The following is a 16,289-nucleotide window of genomic DNA, read 5'->3' as shown; positions in this document are numbered from 1 at the left end:
ATTTTCCAAGTGACAGCAACTCGATATTTTCTAACACCAAAAGCGAGTCGATTAACGACTCGCTTTTGGTGTTTGCTTCTTAGGCTGTGTCTTAGCAATGTTTTTCGTCGATGACTTCCTCTCACGTTCTTCTGCTGATAATTTATTATATTTCGGTAACATTAGGATCTGATAAGCATTACAAGCAATCAACGGAAAAATCATCAAATACACCCAACTGGCCTCATTCACCCGCAATACTGGTAGCCATTCTAAAATGGTCACAACTACCATAAAAAAGAGCGCTGAAACAAAGGTTGTCCGATTCGTCGTTTTCGCTTTAAAAAATGCCACAATTAATGCGGCTATAAGAAGAAAGAGTGCTAGCCCCACATAGGGAAGGATACTTTCCCCTTTTCCCGCAAAAGCTTGAAAGCGAAAATAAATAAGATCGAATAATACGAATACTATCAGTACAATTTGAACAGCATTCCATAACGTAATAGACCGAAAAATCCCTAATCCGAACTGATGAATAAATAAATAGGCAAAAAAACCGACTTGGCTTACAACTGCGAAGATTAAGCCTACACCAACCAACCAGATAAATGTGGATAAAATAGCACCAATTTTTATTTCAGTAAAATATGGCTGAAATTCATTCCAGCGAATTAAAAACCCTAAAATTCCCGTTATAATACCACCCAATAAAAGGGAGTTAAATAAAAATTTAATCAGGTTACGTATCGTCACTGTTTAATCCTCCATAATATGTCCTTATCCATTACGTGTTCAAAAAGGAGGATAAAAAGGACCAAGTCAGCGAGTTTCGAGCAGCGGACTTGTACAGGGTACTGACTTCCGTGTTGCCCACAGGACGTGGGGGTTTTAGCGGAAGATCATTTCCCTGATACATGAGCAGCGTAAAAACAAGCCAACGAGCTACCACAGGATGTGGTGATTTCGACGTTCGACACAGGACGTGACGGTACTTAGTCGAAGATCATTTATCTAGCAGTGTCATTTTTACCGGACTTTATGAACAACCTCTATCACACCGATTTTATCAGTCTTCACACAAAAAATCTATGTTTGGGCAGATTGTGCATAAATTCTTCACAAACCACCATATTAAAGGTAAGGGAAAATGGGGATCCATTTACCGTTTTACATTCACGAAAGGAGCGTTCCTCATGAAAACAAGAGTCTTTCTGCTCCTCATGCTATCTGTATTTATGCTTGCATCCTGTGGTGGAGCGGATGTAGGAAACGAAAAACTTGATTACGATCAAACAAAAAAAATGATTGTCGACATACTTAAAACAGATGATGGAAAAAAAGCCATCCAAGAAATTATTAGTGATGAAGATATAAAGCAACAATTGGTTATGAACGAAGATGTTGTCAAGAATTCTATTGAGCAAGCATTAACTTCCGAAAAGGCAGAAGACTTTTGGAAAAAATCTTTTCAAGACCCTAAATTTGCGGAAGCAATGGCAAAAAGTCTAAAGACAGAACATGAAAATTTGCTTAAAAATTTAATGAAAGACCCACAATATCAACAATTATTTATTGATATACTGAAAGACCCAGAACTACAAAAGGAATACGCCACTGTCGTAAAAAGTAAAGAATTTCGCGAGCATTTACAAAAAGTCATTTCAGAAACATTAGAAAGTCCTTTATATAAAGCGCAAATCCAAGATATCTTGCTAAAAGCAGCGCAAAAAACAGGAGGAGAAGGGGAAAATAACGATTCAAAAGGGGATAAGGGGGGATCATAAAAATCTTACTCCCTTTTTCTACACTCATAAAATGCCAAAGCCCCTAATTTATCCTTATCTAACAAGGGCATTAGGGGCTGAACTTTTCAACTGACAAACAAATAATAGCTTAACGGCAAGGGGAAGTTTATCCTAAAATATCCGCGACTTTTTCAGCTACTTCACGATAAATTCTTCCAATTCGGTGATCTTCTGCATATATAGAAGGAGCAAATTCTTCCTCATTCCAATCTGGCTGTTGTAATGGAAGTCTTCCGAGAAGCTCAGTTTTTAATTCCTCCGCTAGCTTATCTCCCCCACCTTTACCAAAGACATATTCCTTCTCACCAGTAACTTTACTTTCGAAGTATGCCATATTTTCAATGACTCCGAGAATTTCATGATTTGTTCTTAAGGCCATAGCACCGGCTCTTGCGGCAACAAATGCTGCTGTAGGATGTGGTGTTGTGACAATAATCTCTTTACAGCTTGGTAAAATACTATGAACATCTAAAGCCATATCCCCTGTTCCAGGTGGCAAATCTAATAGTAAATAATCAAGATCTCCCCATTCAACCTCACTAAAAAAGTTATTTAACATCTTTCCTAACATCGGACCACGCCAAATAACAGGAGCGTTGTCTTCTACAAAGAAGCCCATCGAAATGACTTTAACTCCAAAGCGTTCAACAGGTAAAATTCGATCGCCTTTTAATTTCGGCCGATCCTCAATTCCCATCATATCTGGCACACTGAAGCCATAAATATCTGCATCAATTAAGCCAACTTTTTTTCCAAGGCGGGCTAAAGCAACTGCTAAATTGACAGAAACGGTTGATTTCCCAACCCCACCTTTCCCACTGGCAATAGCAATAAAGGTTGTAGAACTATTGGGTGACAACAGTCCCCCAGGTTCTTCCCCTGGAATAGACCCAGCAGCTCGATGCTTGTCCAATTCTTCCTCAGATAATTGGTCAAAACGAATTCCAACACTCGCTGCCCCCGCTTCTTTTAAGGCTTCGACAATTTTCATTTGAAACTGTAACTGTTCGGGAGTTCCTGTCTTAGCAAGCGCGATTTTTACACTAATATGAGACTTTTCTTCCTTAATTTTCACCTCAAGAATTCCGTTTGTCTCTTCAAGCGTTTTATGTAGTAATGGATCTTCCATTTTGTTCAATATCTCAATAGCTTGCTCTTTCGTAACCAAAGTTGGCACCTTCCTTTTTGTGGATTCGCTTTCTATCCCCAGTATAACATACTTCACTTTTATCAGAATGTTATACGCTTAAGTGGAAAGAAATGAATGAAAGGTGCCAATTCATACTCCTATAATTATTCTTCTAGTTCAAGGGAAGGTTCTTCCGTAAAATAACGGGTAATGCCTTTATAAATTGAAAAGGCTACTTTATCTTGATAAGAATCTAAAAGTAAGTTTTCTCGTTCAGTCGGGTTAGACAAAAAGCCAATTTCTACTAATGCACTTGGCTTCTTAGATTTTTTTAATAAATAAACATTTTCAATAACTTTTGCTTTCCGGTTCGTATTCTCTAAAGTCTCAACCAATTCAGCTTGAATAAATGTCGCAGCCCGTTTATTCGCTGCATAATGTGGCATATAAAAGGTTTGAGCACCGCTCCAACGTGGAGATGGGATAGCATTTAGATGAATACTAATGACAAGATCCGCATCAGACTCATTTACGAGCTCCACTCTTTTATGCAAATCCGCCCTTTTTCTTCGGCTATACCCTCTAACATCGCCAGCTAGGTCTTTATCTGTTTCTCTTGTCATTAATACGAGGGCTCCCTGTTCCTGTAAGTAATCACGCAGTTTCCGTGAAACCTCTAATGCTATATCCTTTTCTAATGCTTCAGAATCTCCTGCTCCCCCATCAGGACCCCCATGGCCTGGATCTAAATATATAATCTTTCCAGATAAGGGAAGATTCCAAGCATCAAAGGAATCTCTCGGTATAAACTTATATTGCAATAAGAGAAATAACACTGCCGCCCCAATAATAAATATGATTATTTTTACGCCTTTTCTCATCCCCGAAATCCCCTTTATACTTTCTTATCGTGCGTGTTCAAAAAGGACCGAGCAACTTAAAAACACTGGCATCAATGGCCTAACTAGTCATCATTTGGAGCATAAGGAAAATCCTGCTGTTTCCGAGTTCCACACAGCAATCTATTCACCCAAGATAAAACTTTTACAGAATGTAGCAACACTGTTCTGTTACAATTGTCTATTGTGTTTTAACAGCCACTCTCTCCATGGAGTAATTCCAATATGCCAATAATATCGGACTTTTTGAACAACCTCTTTTAAATTTATGGGACAAGAATCCTTTTTAGAACTGTTAATGAAGTCGAAGTTTATATCGCTGTTCTCCCTCTTTAAATCCCCTACTCCACCAATGATTAACAAATATTTCACAAGCTTCATAAGTAGGCTTTTCCTCAATAAGCTTTTGCCCATAATCCCAGTAAAGCCAGAAGTTATATAAGGTGTTGATGAAATGTGAACGATCTTCATAACATCGTTCTTTAATCATTTCCAGTGTCTCCCCGTAGAGAATGAAGCGACTATATTCTCCTCCATTTAAATAAGCCTCAATCGCAATATCAAAGCATGCCTCTTCCAAGCCATCCTCACCAAATATTCCGACCCCAACCGTCTTCATGTGACGAAGAACACTTTTCCTTAATTCATCTATGGAAAGATTACGCAATAATTTCCTTTCATATGTTAACTGTTTTTCTCGTCTTTTCTCTGAAAAAGATGCGACGTTATTCATGTTGTTTTCAGCCTCCTATTCCTAGTCTCGACGTTCGAATAAAAGTCATGCATAAGAGGTTATAAAAAAAAGTGCAGTTTTTTTCCATTTATCTGAAACATTTGCTTAAAATAAACGTCTATATAATAGGAGGAGAATTGCCTATGAAGAAGATATGGTTCATATTCACGATCCTCATATTTTTAACGGGTTGCTCTGAGTCAAATATTGAGTGGACAGATTTTATAGAATTTCAAGGTGATCAATATCTGGTAAGTCATCATGTCGAAGTATCAGATCCAAATTTTATCGGAGAGCCCATTGGGGAAATTAAAAAGACACTAAAAGACCATGTCACAAATGTTAAATATGCCCCTAAAAATGGTGATGCAGCTTACTTAAAAACAGGGACAAAACTTTACTCTGTCATTAATCATTCCTATCTTATTGCAGTAAAAGATACTAATAAAATTAATGGCTATAAGATTTATGCAAAGGAGGGCTATGTGCCAGATATACGTATGCTAGAACAGATCGATCCACTATCTTTTAAAAAGATAGAAGTTTATGAAGAGGTTGATTACAATCAATTTCTCTTTAAAAAGTTAATTGAGAAAAACGAAGAATTACAAACATTGGTAACCATTTTACAATCAAATGAAATAAATGAGACTGTCGTTTACCAGGAAGATGACCCCCATGCAAAAGCATTTACTTTAATTTTGTATTCAACTTCTCCCATTGCGGAAAAACATGCGATATATTTCAATGGTGAAAATTATTTTGATAAAAATCACCGTGTTTTTTCAAAAGAAATCGAGGAATTTCTGATAGATACTGAATAAATCGTGAAGAAACAAGCGAAGTTTCATTATAAAAAGGTTGTGTAGATATACATACTTCCTTCAACAATAGATAAATTTTATGACCATTGGGAAGGTTACTAATATGACTACATCCTCCCTTGCTTATACTTACCCCTTTGACGGCGTGGACTTATATTGCAAATTTCCCCACTCGCGTAATATAGCTCCACAGCCTAACTTAAAGCTTAACTGCCAAATCAGAGACAAACATTTAGGTTTGTGGACTAGATAAATAAAATAAATGGCATAATACAAAAGAGCCCTCTCTTTCCTTGGACTCCTTTGATCTAAAGCGAGACGAAGCACTAGAACTCGACAATATAAAAAACAGCTTATCTTTTTACAAAGTAAGCTGTTTTCCGATAATTTTAGTCCATCATAGATCTTCTCAATAATATATTTCTAAGGCCCCATAGATGTGCCTCTTCAATACCCTATTCTTTCATTACATACAAGTTCAGCAAGATCAATTACGATCCTGTGTATGTAATTAATGTAATCCGTTTAAGGATTTCTCTACCTCTATTTGCATAATTTTTTATTTTGTTAAGCCATCTGTTAAGATTTTAATATTATAATTTAAGTATTTCACATACGTATCCACTTCTTCACCTGGCTTTCCAATCTCATCTGAATAAATAGGCTTTTCATAAATTGGAACATCTGTCTCAGAGGAAACAGTCTCCATTGGTCGCGTATCAACATTAGATTCTACAAATAAAGTAGGCACATCATATTGTTTGATATAAGTAACTAAATTTTTAATTTGCTCCGGCGATCCATTTTCTTCTGTATCAATTTCCCAAATAAAAGCTTCTTTTAACCCAAAATGATTTGCCAAATACTGAAAGGCTCGTTCACTTGTCACAAGTATCTTATCTTCTTCCGGGAGAGCTCCAAGCTTCTCCTCGTATTCTTGATTGATTTCCTCAAGCCTTTCTACATATTTGTCTCCTCTTTCCTTATAATCGGCTTTACGATCGGGATCTACTTGCATAAGCGCATCCCGCATATCCTCAGCCATTAAAATACCAACTGCAGGGTCAATAAAGGCATGTGGATTGATTTCTTCATCTTTTCCATCTTCCCCGGCAAGATACATTGGCTCCACTCGCTCTGTTAAACTGTAAATATTCTCATCTTTCTGTCCTACAGAATCAATCATTTTAAAGAACCAACCCGCTTTACCACCCTCTAAATTTAATCCATTAAAGAAGAGAACATCTGCGTCTGTCGCCTTTTTGATATCTTCTGGTAATGGCTCATATTCATGGGGATCTGTACCTGTGGGGACAAGGTTATGAATTTCGACATCATCGCCGCCAATTTCTTTTGCCATATCCGCAATGATTGTAAAGGAAGTGACCACCTTAAGCTTATCCTCACTTCCACTTGCATTCTCCCCCTTTCCTCCACACGCACCTAATAAAACGATCATCATACCCAGCAAAATTGTACCTAAAAAAGACTTTTTCATTTTACACATTACTCCTTTTTTTCTATTATTTAGTCTGTATTCTAAATGGCACATGACTTAAGAAAAAACGGAAGGCAGTGCTTAGAGGCAATGAGCAAATGTCCTTAAATCTTAAGGGAGTTCTTTTCCTCAAGATTTCCACTTATTTGACCTCAGCCCCCCACTACTTAAGCTTGGTCCAACATTAGCCTAATTTGCGCATTCCTATCCTTGTAAAAGACAGCTAAGTTCCTATCTTTTTTGCTCTACCGAGAAATTCATTATGAATTTAGTTCCAATTTATGCACTGCATTATTTACCGACAACTAAACGCCTTTTATATTGACTAAGTAAATTTGAAAGTATAAATATCACAACAAAGATGGCCGTTGCTACTAGAGCAATGACTGGGCCTGATGGGAGATTAAGTTCAAAGCTAATGTAAAGACCTAGTACTGCAGAAATGGCACCAAAAAGCGAAGCAAGCCAAATCATTGTTGATAACCGATTTGTTAATAAATAAGCACTTGATGCTGGGGTGATCAACATAGAAACAACCAAAATAACTCCCACCGTTTGCAGTGAAGCAACTGTAACAAGTGTTAATAAAACCATGATTCCGTAATGAATCATCCGCGTTTTCAAGCCATATGCCGCCGCCATTGTTTCATCAAAGCTTGTAATAAGTAACTCCTTGTAAAAAACAACAACTGTTAAGATGACAATAGCCCCAACAATCATCGTAAGCCACATGTCAGATGCTCTTACGGCCAGAATATTTCCAAACAAAATTTGTGTTAGATCTGTAGCACTTTTCGCTAAAGTAATCATAATGATTCCAAGTGCAAATGCCGCGGAAAAAACGATTCCGATAGATGAATCATTTTTAATTCGACTATTTTGGCTAATGGCACCAATCCCAAGAGATGTTAATACTCCGACCACGACTGCACCATAGAAATAGTTAATTCCCAGAATGTAAGAAATGGCCACACCTGGTAGCACCGCATGGGAAATTGCATCTCCCATTAATGCCATTCCTCTTAAAACAATAAAGCTTCCAATTACTCCACAGATAATCCCTACAACAATTGAAGTAACAAATGCCTTTTGTAGAAACGCATAATTCATTAAGTCGGATATAAATTCCATTAAACTCCTACCCCCAAACCTGTCAATAATACATGTGGAGTTTGATAAGCCTGTTGAATTTTTTCGTTACAAAACACCTCACAAACAGGTCCGGCACCAACTAGTTCTCCATTAAGCAATATCAAGTCATCAAAATAAGCTTCCACTTTCCCTAAATCATGATGGACAACAAAAATTGTTTTTCCAGCTTCTTTCAGTTCTTTCAAAATATCAATAATTACTTTTTCACTTGATACATCAATCCCTACAAAGGGTTCATCTAAAAAAAAGTATTCGGCCTCTTGAGCAAGCGCTCGAGCAAGAAACACACGCTGCTGTTGACCGCCAGATAGTTCCCCAATTTGGCGTTTGGCAAAATCAGTCATCCCCACCTTCTTGAGGCATTCCTTTGCCCATTGCTTTTCCTTTTTTGATGGCCGTTTAAATACGCCCAGCTTTGGATAAGTTCCAAGGAGTACTGTATCTTGAACAATAATCGGGAAGTCCCAATCAATATTTGAGCGTTGCGGTACGTACGCAATCTTTTTCCTCACATTTTCTAGCGACTTCCCTTCAAATGTAACCGAGCCGGAATCTCTTGAGATAAGTCCCAATGCAGCCTTCATCATCGTTGACTTCCCAGCTCCATTTGGACCAATAATTCCAATTAATTTACCTGTATGAAAAGAGAAACTTACATTTTTAATCACTTTTTTATCCGCATAGGATACGCTTAGATTATTTACAGATATTTCTCCACTCACGATTTCCCACCCCTAATTATATTGTGTATAGCTATATTAATTTACTTAGGTAATTTAAGTTTCCCCAATGCAACTTTTCGTATATTATATTACTTTATTAAAAATTAGTAAACAGTTTGTAGCCATTTTATTGTTATTCTTTTTTAGTGTTACTATGTTTACAAGATAATATCGCAAGGATTTGTTAAAATAACGCTAATTTTTTAAATAATGTTAAATAGCCCTTTCCTAACCTTATGAAAATATGGTATATTTAAATTGTAATATTGCTCATTTTTTCACAAGTATTGTTGTTTCATGATCAGTATTTCACATTTATTTACCATCACTTGCTCAATTATTCACAAATAACTTTTTTGGGGGGCTTTTTATGAATCAGTGGCAGAACTTTGTAGAAGGATCCTGGCAATCTGAAGTGGATGTTCGTAATTTTATCATGCTTAATTTTAATTTATATGAAGGAAATGGTGATTTTCTAGCAAAGCCAACAAAAGAAACTGAAATTCTTTGGGAACAGGTTATGGAATTAACCAAACAAGAAAGAGAAAATGGCGGCGTTTTGGATATGGATACTAATATTGTATCAACCATTACCTCTCATGGAGCTGGCTATTTAAACAAGGACTCAGAAAAAGTGGTTGGCTTTCAAACAGATCAACCGTTCAAACGTTCTCTTCAACCATTTGGTGGCATTCGAATGGCAGAAGCTGCTGCTGAAGCTTACGGCTATAAGGTGGCGGATGAAGTCCACGATATTTTCACTACCTTTAGAAAAACCCACAATCAAGGTGTATTTGATGCCTATACTCCGGAAATGAGATTGGCTAGAAAAGCAGGAATTATTACCGGCCTTCCAGATGCCTATGGTCGCGGAAGGATTATCGGGGATTATCGACGGGTTGCCCTTTATGGAGTCGATTTCCTGATCCAACAAAAACAGAAAGACTTAATGATTCTTGATGGAACTATGACAGAAGAAATTATTCGTGATAGAGAGGAATTGGCCGAACAAATACGAGCACTTCATGAATTAAAAGAATTGGCCCAAGGTTACGGCTTCAATATTTCCGAGCCAGCTCATAATGCACAAGAAGCGTTTCAATGGTTATATTTCGCCTATCTAGCCGCGATTAAGGAACAAAATGGCGCTGCAATGAGCTTAGGACGTGTCTCAACATTTCTTGATATTTATATTGAAAGAGATTTGCGTGATGGAACATTGACAGAAATAGAAGCCCAAGAGCTTGTAGATCATTTTGTAATGAAATTAAGACTTGTAAAATTTGCGAGAACGCCTGATTATAATGAGCTATTCAGTGGAGACCCGACATGGGTGACGGAATCGATTGGTGGAATCAATCTTGATGGGGTACCATTAGTAACGAAAAACTCATTTCGCTTTTTACACACATTAGAAAATCTTGGCCCTGCTCCTGAACCAAACTTAACCGTTCTATGGTCTCCAAAACTTCCTAAGGAATTTAAAGATTATTGTGCGCAAATGTCTATTCAAACGAGTTCTATTCAATATGAGAATGATGATATTATGCGAGAACAATACGGGGATGACTACGGAATTGCTTGTTGTGTATCAGCGATGCGAATTGGAAAACAAATGCAGTTTTTCGGTGCACGTGTGAATTTAGCAAAAACACTACTCTATGCTATTAACGGTGGAATTGATGAACTGCAAAAGATCCAAGTTGGGCCAGGATTTGCTCGGATTACAACAGAATATCTCCAATTTGATGAAGTAGTGAAGAAGTTTGATCAAATGATGGATTGGCTAGCAAAGCTATATATGAATACATTGAATGTGATTCATTACATGCATGATAAATACAGCTACGAACGGATTGAAATGGCTTTGCATGATCGAAATATCTTAAGAACGATGGCTGGAGGAATTGCAGGACTATCAGTTGTGGCTGATTCCTTAAGTGCTATCAAATTCGCCAAGGTAAAAACAATTCGCGATGAAAATGGGCTTGTCGTCGATTTTGATATCGAGGGCGATTTCCCCAAATATGGAAACAATGATGATCGAGTCGATGATATCGCCATTGAAGTTGTTAAAACATTTATGAACAAGTTTCAGAAACATCAAGCATACCGTGGAGCTACTCCTACTCTGTCTGTTCTAACAATAACTTCTAATGTCGTCTATGGCAAAAAAACCGGAAACACACCAGATGGGAGACGGAAGGGAGAGCCATTTGCACCTGGGGCAAATCCTCTGCACGGAAGAGATCAAAAAGGTGCCCTAGCATCTCTTAGCTCTGTTGCTAAATTACCTTATGACTATGCACTTGATGGCATTTCCAATACTTTCTCTATCGTTCCAAAAGCACTGGGGAAAGATGAGAAAGTAAGAAACGCAAATCTTGCCGCCATTCTTGATGGATACATGGTTAAGAAAGGTCACCATTTAAATATTAATGTCTTTAACAGAGACACATTGCTAGACGCGATGGAGCATCCTGAACAATACCCACAATTAACTATCCGGGTATCAGGATACGCCGTTAACTTTATAAAACTAACACGTGAACAACAAATCGATGTAATTAATCGTACTTTCCATGAAACCATGTAAGAATAAAGCGCAAGCACCCGTTTTTCACGTACAGGCTTTTTAAGCTTCTGACGAGGCAAAGGAAACTACGAATGACGAAAGACGGCTGTTCAGGGCAAAACAGCTCTTGAACCTTGAAAGGCTGATCTTCCCTTAGATTTAAAGTTATTTGATTCCGAGCCACTGCCATCTGTAGCCGACACGGCTAAAAATGAGCTTTTCTTGACTTATCGTTGGAAGAAGCTGAAAGTTTGCTGAGGGCTGAACGGCAAGCAACATTCTCCACATGTGAGGAATTAATAGTTTCCTAAACCACAAGAAAAAATGCAAGGCGACACAAATAAATGTTCTGAGGCAAAGAAAGACGTATCTTTGCCCCATGTTTGGAAGATTCTCAAACTAGGATTTTTAATACGAAATAGCATAAGCTTTTAAGATTAGGAAGACAATGTCTGTCACCCCTATATGTTCAAGTAGTGACAGACCTATCTTCGATTTTACCGAAGAGGGGGTTAGAAAATGAAAGTGCAAACGAGAATTCATTCTGTTGAATCATGTGGAACTGTCGATGGTCCTGGTTTACGTTATGTCATTTTTACACAGGGCTGTCTATTAAGATGCTTATATTGTCATAATCCAGATACCTGGGCTTTTGGCAGAGGGGAAGGGAAAGAGATTTCTGTAGCTGAGTTAATCAAAGATATACGCAGTTACCTTCCTTTTCTACAAGCATCCAATGGAGGCGTAACGGTAAGTGGTGGTGAACCGCTATTGCACACCGAATTCATTACAGAACTATTTATCGAATGTAAAAAACTGGGGATCCACACATGTATCGATAGTTCGGGAGGCTGCTTTACAAGAAAAGAAAGATTTCTACGATCACTGGATACTCTTATGGAAGTGACAGACCTTGTCTTATTAGATTTAAAACAAATAAATCCGCAAACCCATAAAGCTTTAACAGGTGTATCAAATCAACATATCCTTAATTTTGCTCGCTATCTAGAGGAAAAACAAAAGCCTGTTTGGATTCGCCACGTTCTTGTACCAGGCTGGACAGACAATGAAGATGATTTACAAAAGTTATCTAGTTTTATTCATAGTTTAAAAAATGTGGCGAAAATTGAAATCCTTCCTTATCACCAATTAGGCGTTTATAAATATGAGGCTATGGGGATAGAGTATAAGCTGAAGGGGATACAAACACCATCGGAAGAGAAAGTCGATTGGGCTTACAGCTTGTTAACAAATGAGAAAGCCTCTGTGAAGTAAATGACCATATGGGTGGTTAAGAATATGTCCTTTTTCAAAAAACTGGAAAGAGAGGCCTTCCCTCCCTTTTCAGTTGAACATTATTTACAAATATGCTCTTACCCACTACCTCACAACATCTGCTACCTTATGATTCATCGCCTGCATAATTTCTCTTTCTGTCGATAAAGGCGTGTCACCCACAATGGTATGGGCCAATTTAGCCGCAGTAACAGCAAAATCTACCGTCCATTGATATGACTCATTTTGAATAAAACCATGAATAATTCCGCTTGTAAAAGCATCTCCTGCTCCGATTCGATCTAAAACTGCAAATTGGAGGGCTTTTGAATAGGTAAATTGGCTATCCTTATACAGAAAGCCTTTAAGAGTATGTTGATGATTATCATGAATATTCCGGTGAGTTCCTGCTATGATTGAGATATCATACCTCTCTGCAACTTTTGGTATCAATTCCTCTAATTGGGCTTGGCGATCCCACTGATTTGTGTGCATCCCAAGTATCAACATAGCATCTTTTTCATTCATCATCGCGATATCTGCTAATTCCAACATTTCTTCATAATGGGGTTTTGCTATTTGATACCCATTATTTCCCCATAACGAAGGGCGATAATTACAATCAAACACTACTTTCCCTCCAGCAGCCTTTACATTTCTAGCTAACTCTTTCATTTGAACACGGGCTTCATCATTCACAGATAATGTAATTCCACAAAAGTGAACAAAATCAATTGAATTAGCTATATCTTTAAATGAATAAAATGATCGTGGGGCTGTATTAAAACTACTCTCCTGTCGATTAGTGTAGGTCACACGACTTGATCGACTGCCAAAGCCGCTTTCTAAAAAGTACATTCCAATATAAGAACCACACCGATAAACAAAATCAGTTTCAATTCCTAACTTTCTAATATAACTATAAGCAGCCTCTCCTAATGCATTCTCTGGTAAAGTGGAAATAAGATATCCTTTATGTCCCATTTTTGCTAGCGCTGCAGCAATATTCACGCCTGTACCCGAAAATGAATACTGTAAAGTGTTTGCTTGAGTTAGTAATTCAGAGTTTGGTACTTGCAACCGCATCATAACTTCACCGAACGCTGCTATTCTTTTATTCATCGTCAGCCACAAACCCTTCTATATATAATTAGAATCTTTCATATTTTGAAAGAATCCCTAGTCTGAACAGCTAAAAGAAAAGTTATGATTTTTTTCAGCTCTTTTTCTATATAAAGTTTGTCAGTTCCTGCATTCCAGACTATTTCTACAAATTGAATGATAGCGTTCCCATATACAAATAAAAAGCTCCACGCAAATTTTAAATCTTTATGTGATTTGATCTTTTTCTAAGTACTATCTAATCCAAAAGACAAGCTTATCCTTTGTTATTCATTCCACTATTTCTATTTTATCACTTCTTAAGTGAATGACCCCTCCTTATATCTAACTCCATTATAGAACATTCGTTCCATGAACGAAAGCCCTTTCTAAAGCTTGCGCCAACCGACATTTATCTCCCCTTTATCGTTGGGCTGCGCCCTTCATACGATTGAAAGGGAGACTGCTTTCGGAAGTACGTTAAAGGAAAATAGCTTTGACAAGAATTTTCTTAAGGGCTCTGAAAAATGCGACAAATGGCGGGGATTGCCCTCCCAAAAGGAATAAAAACATGTATAATATAAGATACTTACATATCATCCCTATAATCAAGATTTTGCTTTTATTATTTTAAATGAAAAGGAAGGTCATGAGATGAAAAAAATCTTTCCACTTCTCCTTATTGTAGGAGGTGGCCTTTTAATTCTATTTAGTGTTTGGCGGATTTGGCAAGCTGATCAATTACAAAAGAGTGCGATTCAGGAAGCAAAGGAGAAACTCACTTCCCCCGTTCAAAAACAAGAATATTCACAAGAAGGTGAATTAGTGAATGTTGACTTCCAAGCAGACCAGGGAGATGTAATTGGAATTTTAAAGATTCCTTCTCTTGATAGAGAGTTACCAATTATAGCAGGGGTTGAAGAAGAAGATCTAGAACGTGGAGTTGGTCATTATACAGGTACTTCTTATCCTGGACAAGAAAGTCAAGTAGTATTATCTGGTCATCGGGATACCGTATTTCGCCAATTTGGCGAGTTAGAAATTGGCGACAGTTTTATTGTTGAAATGCCCTATGGTTCATTTGAGTATACAATTCGAAATTCCGAGATTGTTCCGGAAGATGATCTTACTGTAATCAACCCTGATGATTACCAAGAAGAAATGCTCACGGTCACGACTTGCTACCCCTTCCATTACATTGGAAACGCTCCTGATCGCTATATCCTTTATGCAACACCTGTGAAGGACGAGGAGTAAGAAGTCTCTAAGTTTTCAGGACTAAAGGGCAAACACCGTTTAAAGCAAGGACATCTTTAGAATTCTAAGAAAACGATTCACGGAATATTGCTAAAAAGGCGATATGGCTATGTTCGGCACCTTCAGGAGCTCTACCAAGTAAAGGTCCCTGAACCTATCAAAGGTGAATTTTCCTTTGATAGGTTCAGAACTTCTTTGTGAAAGCGACGCTTAGGTTGTTCCATCTATACTTTTTGGCGAATCTCTCAATAGTATGCTGCGAATCAAGATCCATTACCTCTATCTTCCTATCCTAACTAATTGAGAAAAACCCTCTACTTTTACCTTTTAGCAGAAGGCTCTCGTAAGCTATTTATTGATAACCGCTTCCAAAGAATATCCAAAATAACAGACCGTGCGAGACCAAGATGTTGAAACTATTATATATCTATTGATTTGTACTAAAATAATGCTGAATAGCCTGCTTCAAATGTCCATTTTTCTCTTTAATACAATGTTGTGCATGGGCAGTCTCGGCATTTGTTATTGCCGTGAAAATCGCCACTTTGAGATCTAAATCACATGCTTTAAGTAGTGAGCTTGCTTCAAGTTCCGATAGATCGGCAATTTCCATTAAAGTATGTTCTGCCCGTTTTATTAACTTCTTATTTAACAATTGCATATCAACCATTTGGTTTTGATATACTTTTCCTACCCGTACCATAGTGGCAGTCGAAAGAATATTCACAACCATTTTTTGTGCTGTTCCTGCCTTTAGTCGGGTTGAACCTTTAATCACCTCAGGTCCTACAATCACTTCAATACCACAATCACTTAATTCACTCGCTAAAGTATCTGGATTGCAACTAATTGCAATGGTTGTTCCTCCTTGGCCTTTTGCATATCGAATACCAGAGATGACAAAAGGAGTCGAACCACTTGCGGTTAGACCAAGAAACGTATCTTTTTCATTAAAATCATGCTGCTCTAGTAGTTCACAAATGATTTTTTCATCATCTTCAAGAGTTTCTAGGGGTTTCCACATTGCTTCATATCCACCCGCGATTAGACCGATCCAACGGCTTTCATCAATTGAGAAGGTCGGCCCAAGTTCTGCGGCATCTAAAACACCTATTCTTCCGCTTGTTCCAGCTCCAGCCACAAAAATTCTTCCACCAACTTCCCATTGCTTAACCATTAAATCAATCGCAAAAGCTATATCACCCAATGCCTGTTGAAGAGCACCATAAATAACTTGATCCTCCTCTATCATTAAAGAAGCAATTTCAAGTGAACTCATTTCATCAATATCCACACTATTAGGATTAACTAACTCTGTTACACTCATGCTATTTTTACCC

The 16,289-nt window shown here is 37.7% G+C and carries 14 protein-coding genes; 5 read left to right on the top strand and 9 right to left on the bottom strand.

The annotated features are described in order from the left end of the window. Nucleotides 1–51: 51 nt before the first annotated feature. Nucleotides 52–732, bottom strand: coding sequence for a KinB-signaling pathway activation protein (locus J2Z23_RS06805; RefSeq protein WP_064468351.1), 681 nt, complete (start codon nt 730–732; stop codon nt 52–54). A gap of 440 nt (nt 733–1,172) precedes the next feature. Between J2Z23_RS06805 and gerD the strand changes: the two genes are divergently transcribed. Then, on the top strand, nt 1,173–1,763 hold the full coding sequence (gerD, locus tag J2Z23_RS06800) for a spore germination lipoprotein GerD (protein ID WP_064468350.1): 591 nt from the start codon (nt 1,173–1,175) through the stop codon (nt 1,761–1,763). Nucleotides 1,764–1,890: 127 nt separating this feature from the next. Here the strand turns inward: gerD and J2Z23_RS06795 are convergent, their stop codons facing one another. From J2Z23_RS06795 to J2Z23_RS06785, 3 genes are all read right to left on the bottom strand, one after another. Then, nucleotides 1,891–2,913, bottom strand: a complete 1,023-nt coding sequence (locus J2Z23_RS06795; protein WP_420795718.1) for an Mrp/NBP35 family ATP-binding protein — start codon at nt 2,911–2,913, stop codon at nt 1,891–1,893. Between the two features lie 164 nt (nt 2,914–3,077). Further along, entirely contained in the window at nt 3,078–3,794 is a 717-nt protein-coding gene (gene cwlD, locus J2Z23_RS06790) for an N-acetylmuramoyl-L-alanine amidase CwlD (RefSeq protein ID WP_209973545.1), read from the bottom strand. Nucleotides 3,795–4,107: 313 nt separating this feature from the next. Further along, nucleotides 4,108–4,545: a DUF2521 family protein gene (locus tag J2Z23_RS06785; RefSeq protein WP_057984377.1), complete on the bottom strand. Its 438-nt coding sequence runs from the start codon at nt 4,543–4,545 to the stop codon at nt 4,108–4,110. Between the two features lie 143 nt (nt 4,546–4,688). Between J2Z23_RS06785 and J2Z23_RS06780 the strand changes: the two genes are divergently transcribed. Continuing rightward, complete coding sequence (locus J2Z23_RS06780; RefSeq protein ID WP_209973543.1) at nt 4,689–5,369, top strand: membrane lipoprotein lipid attachment site-containing protein; 681 nt, start codon at nt 4,689–4,691, stop codon at nt 5,367–5,369. A gap of 559 nt (nt 5,370–5,928) precedes the next feature. Here J2Z23_RS06780 and J2Z23_RS06775 read toward each other — a convergent pair. The 3 genes from J2Z23_RS06775 to J2Z23_RS06765 all read right to left on the bottom strand — a co-directional run bounded on the left by J2Z23_RS06775 (nt 5,929) and on the right by J2Z23_RS06765 (nt 8,741). Continuing rightward, entirely contained in the window at nt 5,929–6,867 is a 939-nt protein-coding gene (locus tag J2Z23_RS06775; RefSeq protein ID WP_209973541.1) for a metal ABC transporter solute-binding protein, Zn/Mn family, read from the bottom strand. Between the two features lie 291 nt (nt 6,868–7,158). Beyond that, entirely contained in the window at nt 7,159–7,998 is an 840-nt protein-coding gene (locus J2Z23_RS06770) for a metal ABC transporter permease (RefSeq protein ID WP_057984372.1), read from the bottom strand. Then, complete coding sequence (locus J2Z23_RS06765; RefSeq protein ID WP_057984370.1) at nt 7,998–8,741, bottom strand: metal ABC transporter ATP-binding protein; 744 nt, start codon at nt 8,739–8,741, stop codon at nt 7,998–8,000. Before J2Z23_RS06765 ends, J2Z23_RS06770 begins: the two co-directional genes overlap by 1 nt. Nucleotides 8,742–9,111: 370 nt before the next feature. Here J2Z23_RS06765 and pflB point away from each other — a divergent pair, with 370 nt between their 5' ends. Continuing rightward, nucleotides 9,112–11,337, top strand: a complete 2,226-nt coding sequence (gene pflB / locus J2Z23_RS06760) for a formate C-acetyltransferase (RefSeq protein ID WP_057984368.1) — start codon at nt 9,112–9,114, stop codon at nt 11,335–11,337. 498 nt (nt 11,338–11,835) lie between these two features. Then, nucleotides 11,836–12,591: a pyruvate formate-lyase-activating protein gene (pflA, locus tag J2Z23_RS06755; protein WP_209973539.1), complete on the top strand. Its 756-nt coding sequence runs from the start codon at nt 11,836–11,838 to the stop codon at nt 12,589–12,591. Between the two features lie 105 nt (nt 12,592–12,696). On the opposite strand, the gene J2Z23_RS06750 is transcribed toward pflA, so the two are convergent. Beyond that, nucleotides 12,697–13,713, bottom strand: a complete 1,017-nt coding sequence (locus J2Z23_RS06750; protein ID WP_209973537.1) for a sugar kinase — start codon at nt 13,711–13,713, stop codon at nt 12,697–12,699. 633 nt (nt 13,714–14,346) lie between these two features. Here J2Z23_RS06750 and J2Z23_RS06745 point away from each other — a divergent pair. Next, nucleotides 14,347–14,949: a class D sortase gene (locus J2Z23_RS06745; RefSeq protein WP_209973535.1), complete on the top strand. Its 603-nt coding sequence runs from the start codon at nt 14,347–14,349 to the stop codon at nt 14,947–14,949. A gap of 427 nt (nt 14,950–15,376) precedes the next feature. Here the strand turns inward: J2Z23_RS06745 and murQ are convergent, their stop codons facing one another. After that, on the bottom strand, nt 15,377–16,276 hold the full coding sequence (gene murQ / locus J2Z23_RS06740) for an N-acetylmuramic acid 6-phosphate etherase (protein WP_057985652.1): 900 nt from the start codon (nt 16,274–16,276) through the stop codon (nt 15,377–15,379). Nucleotides 16,277–16,289 lie beyond the last annotated feature (13 nt).

The organism is Lederbergia galactosidilytica (assembly GCF_017873565.1).
Lineage (GTDB): Bacteria > Bacillota > Bacilli > Bacillales > Bacillaceae_C > Lederbergia > Lederbergia galactosidilytica.
This window is presented reverse-complemented; position numbering and strand designations above follow the sequence as displayed.